Below are 12,358 nucleotides of genomic sequence, written 5' to 3' on the forward strand. Positions count from 1 at the left end.
GGCGCTCTGCACGTGGTGGGCGGCACGCTGCCCACCGCGCCGGAGCCGCCGGACGGGCCGGAGGCGTGCGGCGAGCGCTCGGCCGCGCTCCCGGCCGCCGTCGCCACGACGCCCACGAGGACGTCGCCGAGGCGGGTCGTCGCGGGCGTGCTGGCCGTCCCGCCGCGCACGTCGCCCGACGTCACGCAGAAGACCCGGCGCTCCTCGGCCCACCCCGCGACCGCGGCGTCGGTGGCCCGGTCGCCCGTGGCCGTCTGCACGAGCCACGCGCCGTCGAGGTCCTTCGCGCGGACCTCCGCGGCGCGCCACTCGACGAGCCCCCAGCGGTGCATGTCCAGCAGCGCCTCGCACAGCTGCGGGGCGACCACGAGGACGCGCGGCCCCTCGACGAGCAGGTCCTGCACGAGCCGGGCCGCCACCGGGCCGCCGCCCGCGACGACGACGCGCCGGCCGGTCAGCCGGAGCCCGAGCAGCGCGGTCACCCGGCACCGCCGACGGCGACCGAGCCGGCCGCGACGCCGACCTGCACCGAGCCGGCCACGACGCGCACCGGCCACGTCCGCAGGTCGACGGGCTCCTTGCCGACGGCGTCGAGGCACCGGCCGGTCGTGAGGTCGAACACCTGCTTGTACATCGGCGACGCGACGGTCGGGACGTCCGCGCCGTCGACCGACCGGGTCCCCACGATGCCGCGGGACATCACGTACGCGCCGCAGAACGGGTCGAGCTGCTGGACCGCGAGGACGCGGTCGTCGAGCAGCCGGACCAGCGCGACCTGGTCGCCGCCGACGAGCGCAGCGGCGCCGCGCTCGGGCGCGAGGTCGTCGAGCCGGCACACGTCCACCCACGCGACGTCCTCCACCACACGGTCCTCCACCTGGGCAGCAGTCACGAGCGCACCTCCAGAGTCGTCCCCGCGACGAGCACCGCACCGGCGCGCCCGTCGTCGTACCCGTTCTTCTCCTCCGCCGTGGCGGGGCGTGCCTGGCCGCGCTCGGCGACGTACGCGAGCGACGGGTCAGGCGTCGCCGGGGCGTTGACGAACGACGCGAACCGGCGCAGCTTCTCGGGGTCCGCGAGCGTCGCGGCCCACTCGTCCTCGTACGAGTCGACGTGCAGCGCCATCTGGGCGTCGAGGTCCGCGGCGATGCCGAGGGAGTCGTCCATGATCACGGCGCGCACGCCCTCGAGGCCGCCCTCGACGTCCTCCATCCACGGCGCGGTGCGCTGCAGCCGGTCAGCGGTGCGGACGTAGTACATGAGGAAGCGGTCGATGGTCCGCACGAGGGTCTCGGTGTCGAGGTCCTCGGCGAGGAGCTGTGCGTGGCGCGGGGTGAACCCGCCGTTGCCGCCGACGTAGACGTTCCAGCCCTTGTCCGTGGCGATGACGCCGACGTCCTTGCCGCGGGCCTCGGCGCACTCGCGCGCGCAGCCCGAGACGCCGAGCTTGATCTTGTGCGGCGAGCGCAGGCCGCGGTACCGCAGCTCGAGCTGGACGGCGAGCGCGACCGAGTCCTGCACGCCGAACCGGCACCACGTGGACCCGACGCACGACTTCACCGTGCGCAGCGACTTGCCGTACGCGTGCCCCGACTCCATGCCGGCGTCCACGAGGCGCTGCCAGATCGCCGGGAGCTGGTCGATGCGCGCGCCGAACATGTCGATGCGCTGGCCGCCCGTGATCTTCGTGTACAGCCCGAAGTCCTTGGCGACCTGCCCGATCACGAGCAGGCCCTCGGGCGTGATCTCGCCGCCGGCGATGCGCGGGACGACCGAGTAGGAGCCGTCCTTCTGCAGGTTCGCCATGACGTGGTCGTTCGTGTCCTGCAGCGTCGCGCGCTCGCCCTCGAGGACGTGCCCGGGGGCGGTGGTCGAGAGGATCGACGCGACGACCGGCTTGCAGATGTCGCAGCCGCGCGCGCCGGGCCGCGTGCCGAACCGCGCGAGCACGTCGGTGAAGGACCGGAGCTGCGTGACGCGGACGGCGTCGTAGAGCTGGGCCCGCGAGAGGTCGAAGTGCTCGCACAGGGCCTTGCTGACCGTGATGCCGGACTTCTCGAGCTCCGTGGTGACGAGCTTCTTCACGAGCGGGAGGCACGAGCCGCAGCTCGTCCCGGCGCGGGTGCAGGCCTTGACCGCGCCGAGGTCGGTGCAGCCGTGCTCGGTGACCGCGCCGCGGACCGTGCCCGCGGTCACGTTGTTGCACGAGCAGACCGCGGCGTCGTCGGGCAGCTCGAGCGCCGCACCCCCACCGCCGCCGCCCTCGGGCAGCAGGTACTGGCCGGGGTCACCGGGCAGCTCGCGGCCCAGCATGGGGCGCAGCGACGCGTACGCGCTCGCGTCCCCGACGAGGACGCCGCCGAGGAGCGTGCGCGCGTCGTCCGACAGCACGAGCTTCTTGTAGACGCCGCCGACCGGGTCGGCCCAGACGATCTCGAGGGCGCCGGGCGTGACCGCGAACGCGTCGCCGAAGCTCGCGACGTCGACCCCGGAGAGCTTGAGCTTGGTCGCGGTGTCCGCGCCGGGGAAGGTCGCCGCGCCGCCGAGCAGGCGGTCCACGACGATCTCGGCCATCGCGTACCCGGGGGCGACGAGCCCGATGCACGCTCCCTGGATGCACGCGACCTCGCCGGCCGCCGAGACGAACGGGTCCGCGGTGCGGCACGCGTCGTCGACCACGACCCCGCCGCGCGGGCCGACCTCGAGGCCCGCGGCCCGGCCGAGCTCGTCGCGCGGGGTCACGCCGGTCGCGACCACGACGACGTCGACGTCGAGCCGGCCGCCGTCCGCGAAGTCGAGGCGCCCGACCGTGCCGCGGCGGTTCGTGCGCATGCGGGTCGTCGCCGTGTTGAGCCGGACGCCGACGCCGAGGGAGTTGATCAGCCGGCGCAGCGCCTCGCCGCCGCCGAGGTCGATCTGCGCCGACATGAGGTGCGTGCCGAACTGCACGACGGTGCTCTGCGCGCCGAGCGCCTGGAGCGCGCCCGCCGCCTCGAGCCCGAGCAGGCCGCCGCCGATGACCGCGCCCCGGACCGGTCGGCTCCACCGCTCGCGCTGCTCCTCGACCCAGCCGCGCAGCTCCGCGACGTCGTCGACCGTGCGGTACACGAACACGCCCGGCAGGTCGTTGCCCTCGATGGGCGGCATCGCGGCCTTCGAGCCGGTCGCCAGCACCAGGTGGTCGTAGTGCTCGACACGCCCCGACGCGCTCGTCACGGTGCGCGCCGCGCGGTCGATCGCCGTGACGGCGTCGCCGCGCACGAGGCGCACGAGCGGGTCGGCCCACAGCTCGGGGGTGCCGAGCGCGAGGTCCTCGGGGTCACGGCCGGAGAAGTAGGACGTCAGGGCGACGCGGTCGTACGGCGCGCGCGGCTCCTCGGCGAGCACCGTGATGCGCCACTCCCCTGCGCCGTCCCGGTCCCGCATCGCCTCGACGAGCCGCTGCGCGACCATGCCGCCGCCGACGACGACGAGGTGCTTCGGCGCGCGCTCGTCGACCACGGCGGCCGCGGGCTGCGCGGTCGCGGTCGCCGGCGTGGCGGAGTCCTCCGTCGTGGGGCGGGGCTCGTCGGGCGTGCGGTCCGTCGGGTCGGTCGCGTCCATGTGGGTCTCCAGGGTGGGTCCGGCCGGGGCGTGCCCCCACGCTAGGAACCGCGTGTTTCCGACAGGGGGCACGCCCCGTTACCCCGGGGGAACGGTCTGCGCACAGCCCGGCCCGGCCCCGTGTGAGGTCGCCGCGGGACCCGAGGTACCGCCGCGCGCGGGGGCACGGCATCCTGGGTCGATGACAGCGGTGGTCGCGCTCCTGCGGGGCGTCAACGTCGGGGGGCACCGCAAGGTCCCCATGGCCCGCCTGCGCGCGGTCGCCGAGGCGCTCGGCCACGAGCAGGTCAAGACGCACCTGAACAGCGGCAACGTCGTCCTCGTCGCGCCCGACGACGCGACCCCCGAGCGGCTCGCCGCCGGTCTGGCGGCGGCCCTGCGCGACGACGTGGGGTTCGACGTCGACGTGGTCGTGCGCACGCGCGCCGAGCTCGACGCCGTCGTCGCGGCGAACCCGTTCCCCGACGCGGCGGCGGAGGACCCCGGGCGCGTGCTCGTGACGTTCTTCGCCGCGGACCTCGACCCCGACCCGGCGTTCGACGCGGCCGCGTACGGCCACGAGCAGGTCGTGTGGGCCGGCCGTGAGGCGTACGTGCACTACCCCGACGGCCTGGGCCGCTCACGCCTGGCGCCCGACGTGCTCACGCGTGCCGCGCGCCAGGCCGGCACGGGACGCAACTGGCGGACGGTGCTCGCGCTGCAGGACCTGCTCGCGGAGCGCGCGGGCTGACCGGACGCGTCCGACCTACTCCAGGTCGTCGAGGACCTCCCACGGCGCGACGGGACCGGGGACCACGACGAGCAGCGGGTGCGGGTCCGGGACGGTGACGTCCGACCACCGCGCGAGCACCTCGGGGCTGCGGGCCTCGAGCTTGGCGCGCAGGTGGCCCCACTCGTGCGCGAGCTGACCGTCGGTCACCTCGAGGCGCAGGTCCGCGTCGGGGGGGTGCAGCACCTTGGTCCGGTCGAAGACGTAGCCGCGCGCGGCGGCCTCGTCGGCGATGCCGTGCAGGAACGTGGTGATCGCGTGGCCGGGGTCGCGCGGCTCCGGCGCGGCGGGCGGCTCGGGGCCCCGCACGTACGGCGTCCCCGGGACGCGGGCCGCACGGCCGGGCAGCGGGGGCGGCGGCCACCCGGGCGGCGTGAAGCGCACGAGCTGGGGGTGGTTGCGGTACCCGCGCGTGGTGCCCGTGAGCACCTTCTGCGCGAGCAGCGCCTCGCGCCACGCCGCCGTGAGCCCCGGGCGGTCCAGGTAGCGCGGGTGGAGCGACCAGAGCCTCACGACGCCGTCCCCGGGGAGCCCGACCGGTGGCGGCGGGTCGGGACGTCCGTCGGCATGCCGGGCTCCTGGCGCTGGGGGGCGGGGTCGCCCTCACGCTAGGTGAGCGCCGCCGGGCCCGCGCGCCGGGCGTCGCTAGCGTGGGGCCATGACCACCGTGTTCACGCAGATCATCGAGGGCGCCATCCCGGGCCGGTTCGTGTGGGCCGACGACGTGTGCGTCGCCTTCTCGACCATCGCCCCCATCACCGACGGGCACGTGCTCGTCGTCCCCCGCGCCGAGGTCGCGCAGCTCACCGAGGCGCCCGACGACGTCGTCGCGCACCTGGCGGTCGTCGCGAGGACGATCGGCGCTGCGCAGCAGGCCGCCTGGGGTGCGCCGCGGGCGGCCCTGCTCGTCGCGGGCTTCGAGGTCGCGCACCTGCACCTGCACGTCCTGCCGGCGTGGGACGAGTCGAGCCTGACCTTCGCGAACGCGCGGTCCGACGTGCCGGGCGACGAGCTCGACGCCGCCGCGGAGCGGCTGCGGGACGCGCTGCGGGACGCCGGGCACGAGGCGCACGTCCCGGCTGCGCTCGGGTCGCCCGCGCTGCCGGCCTGAGGTGTCCCGCGCTCCGGCACCTCCGGGGTCCGGTGCTCCCGCCCGGCGCGCTCCCGCCCGGCGGGCTCCCGCGGCCGGTGCGTCGGCGCCGCACCGAACCTGCCGGTGAGGGCGCGCTACCGGGGCGTGGGGCGCTCCGGCCGCGTGCGTCGGGCGAGACCCGTCCGCGCGGAGAGGCAGTAGGTGGCGATCCGGCGCACGTGCGGGTCCGCGTCGTCGGTCAGGGCCGTGAGCAGGTCTCCGGCGGCGGTGCCGTCGAGCTCCGCGAGCGCCTGGGTGAGCCGTTCGCGCGCGGCGGCGGGCGCGCCGGGTCGCCCGAGCTCGTCGCCGACCGCTCGCGCGAGCCGGTCGGCGCTGCGGTGCCGTCGGGCCAGCGCCCCGAGGGTCTCGGCCGCCGCGACGTCGTCGTCGCCGCGGACCACCATCCGGAGCAGCTCGGTCACCGCCGACGCGTCGCCGCGCGCACCGAGGCCCAGCGCCGCGCGCCCGCGGACGTCCTCGTCGGGGTGGTGGAGGGTCGTCGTCAGCGCGGCCGTCGCCTCGTCGGTCGGGACGCGCACGAGCGCACGCACGGCGCGCTGCCGGACGTCCCGGTCGGGGGCGTCGAGCGCCGCCACGAGGACGTGCACCGCGCCGTCCTCGTGGCGGCCGAGCGCCCACTGCAGGGCACCGGCGACGTTGGGGTCGTCCTCCGCGAGGAGCGCCTCGGCGAGCGACGCAGCCGGGACCCGCGCCACGTCGGGAGCGGTGAGCAGGAGCTGCTGGCGGTGCGCCGGCTGCCCCTGGTCGAGCCCGCGGAGCAGCGCCACCAGGCCCAGCACGTCGGTCCACGCGGCGGGCTCGCTCGCCCGCACCTCGCGCAGCCGCGCCAGCAGCTCCTGCTCGCGCGCGACCCGCTCCTGCGTCGAGGCGATCAGGCGGTCGACGAGGTCCGCGGGCGCGAACGTCGGGTCGTCGAGCGCGCTCCGCGCGTCGCCCAGGGGCAGCCCGAGCGAGCGCAGCGACTCGACCTGGAACAGCCGCCGCAGGTCGTCCGGCGAGTACGCGCGGTAGCCACCGGACGTGCGCCCGCTCGGCGACACGAGCCCGATCGCGTCGTAGTGGCGCAGCATGCGGGTGCTGATCCCCGCGTGCTGCGCCACCTCACCGATCAGCACGGTCACCCGGACCCGGCGCGTCGTGGGCGACGGACAGGTGGGGCCCGGCGTCGAGCACGGCCGACGGCGGTGCGTCGGCGGGGTCGGACGCGCCCGGGGCGTCGGGGACGGACGGCCCGGCCGTGTCGTCGGGGACCGAGGGCGCGGCTGCGAGCGCGGCGACGCGCCGTGCCTCGGCGACGGCGGCCTCGAAGTCCGCGTCGGGGTCGTCGAGCAGGTGCCGTGTCGCGAGCGCGTGCGTGCGGACGGCCTCGTCGTCGGCGTGCTCGCGCGCCTCCAGGGCCGGGACCCCCGCGTCGCCGAGCCCGGCGATCGCGCGGCTCAGGCTCCGCTGCGTCTCGCGGTCCCCGCGCCCCAGCTCGGTGCACAGCGTCTCGGCCAGCTCGGCCTCCCGTCCCGCCGGGACGAGGCTCACCGCCGCACGCCACGCGGTGCGGGCGACGTCCTCGTCCGGGTCGTGCAGCACGTCGGTCGAGAGGGCGTGCCACCCGCGGGCGTCGCCGATCTTGGACAGCGTGTGCAGCGCCTGGCTGCGGGCCTGTCGCGCGCCGGCCCGCACCTCGTCGAGCAGGAGCGGGACGGTCGCCGCCGCCGGGTGCCGGGTCAGGGCCCACGTGAGCATGTCGCGCACGAAGAAGTCCGGCTCGACCGCGCAGCGCTCGACGAGCAGCGCGACCAGACCGGGGTCCGGGCGGGTGCCCGCGGCGAGCGCGGCCTGGAGCCGCACGGACGACGACCCGGCGGCCAGGGCGCGGCTCAGGCGGGTGCCAGGGTCGGTGCTCGTGGGTGGGGGCGTGTGCGTGTGCGTCTGCGGCGTCATGGTGGGACCTCCTGCGTCGAGTCCACACCTTCACACCGTGTCAAGGTCAAGCGCCCGCCCGGGCGTCGCTCCTGAGGATGCCCTGGCGCCGCGTCGGTGGCACCCGCCCGCCGCGGCCGCCGTGCCGTCAGATCGCCGGGTCGTCGTCGCCGTACGGCGGGATGCGCAGCACGCGCGCGTCGGCCGCGACGATCCGCGCGGCGACCGCCCGGAGCTGCTCGGGGGTGTCCGCGCCCGCGCGCACGAACCGGCCCGAGAGGTCGTCCAGCTCGCCGGACGCGAGCGCGAGCAGCAGCTCGGCGACGGTCTCGACCGGCGTCCAGTCGGTGCGGTCGTCGTGCGCGGGCATGCCCTGCGTCATGTCGGTCACGACCACGCCCGGGGCGAGGTCGAAGATGCGCAGCCCGGCGGCGCGGTGCTGGTGGTCGAGCAGCCGCGTGAACCGCGCGAGCGCGCCCTTGCTGATCCCGTAGCCCGTGTAGGTGCCCGTCGCCCGGTGCCCCGCGCCCGAGTTGAGGTTGACGACCCGGCCGCCGCCGCGCGCGAGCATCCCGGGCAGGACCGCGTGCGTGACGAGCAGCGGCCCGCGCACGTTGGCCTCGACGACGCGCCACATGTCCTCGGGGTCGTCGTCGGCGAACGGCACCTCGGCGAGTTCGATCACGCCCGCGTTGTTCACGAGCAACCCGATCCCGCCGAGCGGCGCGAACGCCTCCTCGACGGTCGCGACGACGTCGGCGACCTGCGTCGCGTCGACCAGGTCGCCGGCCGCCACCACGACGTGCTCGGACGGCAGCCCGGCGTCGCGGCACTCCTGCGCGACCGCCTCGAGGTTCTCGCGGGTCCGCCCCACGAGGGCCACGGGCCAGCCGGCGCGCGCGAGCCCGAGCGCGAGCCCCCGGCCGATCCCGCGACCGGCCCCCGTGACGAGCGCCGTCCGCGGGACGGGCAGCGCGGCGGCGTCGGTCGGGGTGGACGGTGCGGCGGGAGCGGTCGTCATGCGCGTCACGGTACCGGCGCGGCGCCGGACGGTCCTGGCACCCGCGGAGCACGCTGCCGAAACCGGTCGCGTCCGCCAGCCGGACGGCCCACGCCACCGCATACTCGGACCATGCCTCGCACCCGGTACGCCGCGCTCGCCGGACTCGCGGCCGGGGCGGTCACGCTCGGCGTCGCCGCGCTCACCGCCGGACTGGTCTCCGCGAGCGCGGAACCGCTCGTCGCCGTCGGTGCGACGTTCGTCGACGCGACGCCCGGGTGGCTCAAGGACCTCGCGATCGCGGCGTTCGGGACCGCCGACAAGCTCGCGCTCACCGTCGGCAGCGTCGTGGTGCTCGCGGGGCTCGCGGCGCTCGCGGGGGTGCTCGCGGCCCGGCGGTGGGCGTTCGGCGCGGCGCTCGTCGTGCTGCTCGGGGCCGTCGGTGCGCTGGCCGCGGCGTCCCGCCCCGACGCCGGGCTGCTCGCACCGGTCCCGAGCCTCGTCGGCGCGCTCGCGGGGCTGCTCGTGCTGCGGTGGCTCGTGGACCGGCTGCCGGGACGCGCACGCGCGGCGGGCGCCCCTCCGGCCGGCGCGCGCACGGACCCGGCCGGCGACGCCTTCCTGGTGAGCGCGGCAGGAACGGGGACCGCGGCTGGCGCCGCGACCGGGACGGACACAGCGCCCCCGGCCGCCGGCCCGCCCCGGACCGCTGTCGCCGACCCGGCGGGGGCGGACCCGGCGGCGTCGACGGAGCCGGCGCCGTCGACGGACCCCGCGGGGGCGACGGACCGGCGCTCCTTCCTCCGCCTCACGGGCGCCCTCGCCGTCGGCGGCGCGCTCGCGGTCGTCGCGGGCCGCACGCTCGGTGCCGGGCGCCGCGCCGTCGAGGCCGTCCGCGAGACGTTGCGGCTCCCGACCGCGACCCGCACCGCCGCGCTGCCGGCCGGCGTCGACTCCGGGGTGCCCGGCGTCGACCCGTGGGTCACCCGGAACAGCACCTTCTACCGGATCGACACCGCACTCACCGTCCCCCGCGTCGACCCCACGACGTGGTCGCTGCGCGTGCACGGGCTCGTCGAGCGCGAGGTCACGCTGACGTTCGACGAGCTGCTGGGCTCGGACCTCGTCGAGGCGTGGGTCACGCTCGCGTGCGTGTCGAACGAGGTCGGCGGGGACCTCGTCGGCAACGCGCGGTGGCTCGGGCTGCCGGTGCGGGAGCTGCTCGAGCGGGCGGGGCCGCTGCCGGACGCCGACATGGTGCTCTCCACGAGCGCCGACGGGTTCACCGCCTCGACGCCGATCGAGGCCCTGACCGACGACCGCGACGCGCTGCTGGCCGTCGGGATGAACGGCGAGCCGCTGCCCGTCGAGCACGGCTTCCCCGTGCGGATGGTGGTGCCGGGCCTCTACGGCTACGTGTCGGCGACGAAGTGGGTCGTCGACCTCGAGGTCACGCGGTTCGCGGACGCGAAGGCGTACTGGACGGTGCGGGGCTGGTCGGAGCGTGGACCGGTGAAGACCCAGTCGCGCATCGAGGTGCCGCGCCACGCGACGCAGCTCGCGGCGGGCCGGGTCGTCGTCGCGGGCACCGCCTGGGCGCAGCACCGGGGCGTCGAGGGCGTCGAGGTCCGGGTCGACGACGGCCCGTGGAAGCGTGCGACGCTCGCGGCGGACGGCGGGATCGACACCTGGCGGCAGTGGACGTACGCGTGGGACGCCACGCCCGGCGACCACGAGCTGCAGGTGCGCGCGAGCGACCCGGACGGCCCGCAGACCGCGGACGTCGCGCGGGTCGTCCCCGACGGCGCGACCGGGTACCACGCCGTGCGCGTCAAGGTCACGGACGCCTGAGCCGCCCACCAGGGCATAACCCTGTGGCAGCGCGCGTTGCGCCGACGCCCGGCAGGCTGGCACGTTGGGCGCCGCCGTCCCACGTTCCGGAGGTCCCATGGCCGTGCTGCCCTCGCCCGGTCCCACGCTGCGCGTGCGGTTCCCGGCCACGTCCCCCGCGGTGCTGCGCTTCCTCGCCACCGAGGCCGGGAGCGCGGCGTTCCTGCTCGGCGCGACGGTGCTCGCGCTCGTCTGGGCCAACTCGCCGTGGGCGCACGCCTACGAGGCGCTGTGGGCGACCGAGGCCGGCTTCCACGTCGGCGGCGTCGGGCTCACGCTCGACCTGCACCACTGGGTCAACGACGCGGCGATGGCGGTCTTCTTCGCCGTCGTCGGGCTCGAGATCAACCGCGAGGTCACCAGCGGGGAGCTGCGCGACCGCCGCACGGTGGCCGTCCCGGCGCTCGGTGCGCTCGGCGGTCTCGCGGTCCCGGCGCTGATCTACCTGGCGTTCAACGCGGGCAGCGAGGCGGCGCACGGCTGGGGTGTCGTCATGTCGACGGACACCGCGTTCCTCGTCGGGATCCTCGCCCTGTTCGGGCCCGCGTGCCCGGACCGGCTGCGGCTCTTCCTGCTGACGCTCGCGATCGTCGACGACATCGGGGCGATCACGGTGATGGCGGTCTTCTACACCGACGACGTCGCGCTCGTGCCGCTCGCGCTCGCCGGGCTCGTCGTCGTGGCGGTGGTCGTGATGCGCTGGCTCGGCGTCTGGCGGCTCACGCCGTACGTCGTCGCTGCGCTCGCGCTGTGGTTCGCGGTGCAGGCCTCGGGGGTGCACGCGACGCTCGCGGGCGTCCTCGTCGGGCTGCTGCTGCCGTCCCGGCCGTCGCGCCGCGAGGACGTCGACGACGTCGAGCGGTACGCCCAGCACCTCGCCCGCGAGACGACCGCCGAGCGCGAGCACCTCACCGAGCTCGCGGCACGCGCCGCCGTGCCCGCGGCAGACCGGCTCCAGCGGCTCCTGCACCCGTGGAGCGCCTTCGTCGTCGTGCCGGTCTTCGGCCTCGCGAACGCGGGCGTGCGGCTCGACTCCGAGACGCTCCGCACGGCGGCGTCGTCGCCCGTGACGATCGGCGTCGCGGTCGCGCTCGTCGCCGGCAACGCGGTCGGGATCTTCGGCGCGGCGTCGCTCGCGATCCGCGCGGGGATGGGCGTGCTGCCGGGGCGCGTGCGGTTCGGGCACCTGCTCGGCGGGTCGGTGCTCGCCGGCATCGGGTTCACCATCTCGCTGTTCATCGCGGAGCTCGCGTTCGACGACGAGCACCTCGTCGAGCAGGCGAAGATCGGCATCCTCGCGGGCTCGCTCGTGGCCGCCGTCCTCGGGACGCTGCTGCTGCGCTACCTCGGCGAGCGCCTGCCGCTGTGCTCGCCGACCTCCGAGGGACCGCCGCCCGCGCTCCCGCCACGACCGTGGGTGGCGCCCGCGGGCTGAGCTCAGGCGACGCCGAGCGCGGCCCGCAGCGCGCCGACCTCGATCGGCCCGCGGTAGCGCACGCCGTCGACGAGCAGCGTCGGCGTGCCCCGCACCCCGGCCGTCACGCCGCCGACGTAGTCCGCCTCGACGGCGTCGGCGTGCACCTGCGCGCGCTCGCCGGCGACCTCGTCAGGGTCGATGCCGAGCTCGGCGCCGTACGCGCGCAGGTCCGCGTCGGTCAGCCGGCCCTGCCGCGCGAACAGCAGCTCCTGCATCGGCCAGAACAGCCCGTGCGCCCCGGCGGCCTCGGCCGCGAGCGCTGCCGTGAGCGCGTGCGGGTGCACCTCGAACAGCGGGAAATGTCGCCAGACGAGCCGCACCCGGCCGCCGGACCCCTCGACGAGCTCGCGCAGCACCGGGGCGGCGTCGCGGCAGTACGGGCACTCGAGGTCCCCGTACTCCACGACCGTGACCGGGGCGTCGAGGGAGCCGAGCACGTGCCTCGCGTCGTCCGACATGGCGACAGCATGCCAGGCGTCCCCCGGCCTCCCCGGCGCCGGCGCCGGCGACGCGCGGGTGCTCCGGGCGCGGGTGCGGCGCGGGCGCGGGCGC

12 protein-coding genes are annotated in these 12,358 nt (G+C 76.7%); 4 read left to right on the plus strand and 8 right to left on the minus strand.

All coding sequences use genetic code 11. The annotated features are described in order from the left end of the window. The 3 genes from AB6N24_RS20955 to nirB form a co-directional block, all read right to left on the minus strand. Positions 1-482: precorrin-2 dehydrogenase/sirohydrochlorin ferrochelatase family protein (locus AB6N24_RS20955; RefSeq protein ID WP_412871301.1), on the minus strand; the 482-nt coding region annotated here is incomplete at its 3' end. Then, the gene (gene nirD, locus AB6N24_RS20960) at positions 479-892 is read right to left on the minus strand and encodes a nitrite reductase small subunit NirD (RefSeq protein ID WP_412871302.1); all 414 of its coding nucleotides are present in this window, start codon (positions 890-892) and stop codon (positions 479-481) included. The genes nirD and AB6N24_RS20955, both read right to left, overlap by 4 nt. After that, positions 889-3,603: a nitrite reductase large subunit NirB gene (nirB, locus tag AB6N24_RS20965; protein ID WP_412871303.1), complete on the minus strand. Its 2,715-nt coding sequence runs from the start codon at positions 3,601-3,603 to the stop codon at positions 889-891. The genes nirD and nirB overlap by 4 nt, the downstream gene beginning before the upstream one ends. Positions 3,604-3,784: 181 nt before the next feature. Here nirB and AB6N24_RS20970 point away from each other — a divergent pair, with 181 nt between their 5' ends. Next, positions 3,785-4,333 carry a DUF1697 domain-containing protein gene (locus AB6N24_RS20970; RefSeq protein ID WP_412871304.1) on the plus strand — a complete coding sequence of 183 codons (549 nt, stop codon included), beginning with the start codon at positions 3,785-3,787 and terminating at the stop codon, positions 4,331-4,333. A 15-nt stretch (positions 4,334-4,348) separates the two neighbouring features. On the opposite strand, the gene AB6N24_RS20975 is transcribed toward AB6N24_RS20970, so the two are convergent. After that, positions 4,349-4,885: a pyrimidine dimer DNA glycosylase/endonuclease V gene (locus tag AB6N24_RS20975; protein ID WP_412871305.1), complete on the minus strand. Its 537-nt coding sequence runs from the start codon at positions 4,883-4,885 to the stop codon at positions 4,349-4,351. Between the two features lie 145 nt (positions 4,886-5,030). On the opposite strand from AB6N24_RS20975, the gene AB6N24_RS20980 reads away from it, so the two are divergent. Then, positions 5,031-5,483 (plus strand): HIT family protein, encoded by a 453-nt coding sequence (locus AB6N24_RS20980; protein WP_412871306.1) that lies wholly within the window; start codon positions 5,031-5,033, stop codon positions 5,481-5,483. Between the two features lie 116 nt (positions 5,484-5,599). On the opposite strand, the gene AB6N24_RS20985 is transcribed toward AB6N24_RS20980, so the two are convergent. The 3 genes from AB6N24_RS20985 to AB6N24_RS20995 form a co-directional block, all read right to left on the minus strand. Further along, on the minus strand, positions 5,600-6,646 hold the full coding sequence (locus AB6N24_RS20985) for a HEAT repeat domain-containing protein (protein WP_412871307.1): 1,047 nt from the start codon (positions 6,644-6,646) through the stop codon (positions 5,600-5,602). Further along, a complete protein-coding gene (locus tag AB6N24_RS20990) occupies positions 6,627-7,460 on the minus strand; it encodes a HEAT repeat domain-containing protein (RefSeq protein ID WP_412871308.1) in 834 nt (277 codons plus the stop codon). The genes AB6N24_RS20985 and AB6N24_RS20990 overlap by 20 nt, the downstream gene beginning before the upstream one ends. A gap of 127 nt (positions 7,461-7,587) precedes the next feature. Continuing rightward, positions 7,588-8,460, minus strand: a complete 873-nt coding sequence (locus AB6N24_RS20995) for an SDR family NAD(P)-dependent oxidoreductase (RefSeq protein WP_412871309.1) — start codon at positions 8,458-8,460, stop codon at positions 7,588-7,590. 111 nt (positions 8,461-8,571) lie between these two features. On the opposite strand from AB6N24_RS20995, the gene AB6N24_RS21000 reads away from it, so the two are divergent. Further along, positions 8,572-10,290, plus strand: coding sequence for a molybdopterin-dependent oxidoreductase (locus AB6N24_RS21000; RefSeq protein ID WP_412871310.1), 1,719 nt, complete (start codon positions 8,572-8,574; stop codon positions 10,288-10,290). A gap of 97 nt (positions 10,291-10,387) precedes the next feature. Beyond that, on the plus strand, positions 10,388-11,764 hold the full coding sequence (gene nhaA / locus AB6N24_RS21005; RefSeq protein WP_412871311.1) for a Na+/H+ antiporter NhaA: 1,377 nt from the start codon (positions 10,388-10,390) through the stop codon (positions 11,762-11,764). Positions 11,765-11,766: 2 nt separating this feature from the next. On the opposite strand, the gene AB6N24_RS21010 is transcribed toward nhaA, so the two are convergent. Beyond that, a complete protein-coding gene (locus tag AB6N24_RS21010; protein WP_412871312.1) occupies positions 11,767-12,264 on the minus strand; it encodes a DsbA family protein in 498 nt (165 codons plus the stop codon). Positions 12,265-12,358: the final 94 nt, after the last annotated feature.

The sequence above is a fragment of the Cellulomonas jepli genome, from assembly GCF_047229345.1.
Classification (GTDB): Bacteria; Actinomycetota; Actinomycetes; order Actinomycetales; family Cellulomonadaceae; genus Cellulomonas_A.

Coding starts and splice junctions, on each gene's coding strand:
- AB6N24_RS21010 (WP_412871312.1), bottom strand. CDS start 12,264: ATGTCGGACGACGCGAGGCACGTGCTCGGCTCCCTCGACGCCCCGGTC.
- AB6N24_RS20980 (WP_412871306.1), top strand. CDS start 5,031: ATGACCACCGTGTTCACGCAGATCATCGAGGGCGCCATCCCGGGCCGG.
- nhaA (WP_412871311.1), top strand. CDS start 10,388: ATGGCCGTGCTGCCCTCGCCCGGTCCCACGCTGCGCGTGCGGTTCCCG.
- AB6N24_RS20990 (WP_412871308.1), bottom strand. CDS start 7,460: ATGACGCCGCAGACGCACACGCACACGCCCCCACCCACGAGCACCGAC.
- AB6N24_RS20970 (WP_412871304.1), top strand. CDS start 3,785: ATGACAGCGGTGGTCGCGCTCCTGCGGGGCGTCAACGTCGGGGGGCAC.
- AB6N24_RS20995 (WP_412871309.1), bottom strand. CDS start 8,460: ATGACGACCGCTCCCGCCGCACCGTCCACCCCGACCGACGCCGCCGCG.
- nirB (WP_412871303.1), bottom strand. CDS start 3,603: ATGGACGCGACCGACCCGACGGACCGCACGCCCGACGAGCCCCGCCCC.
- AB6N24_RS21000 (WP_412871310.1), top strand. CDS start 8,572: ATGCCTCGCACCCGGTACGCCGCGCTCGCCGGACTCGCGGCCGGGGCG.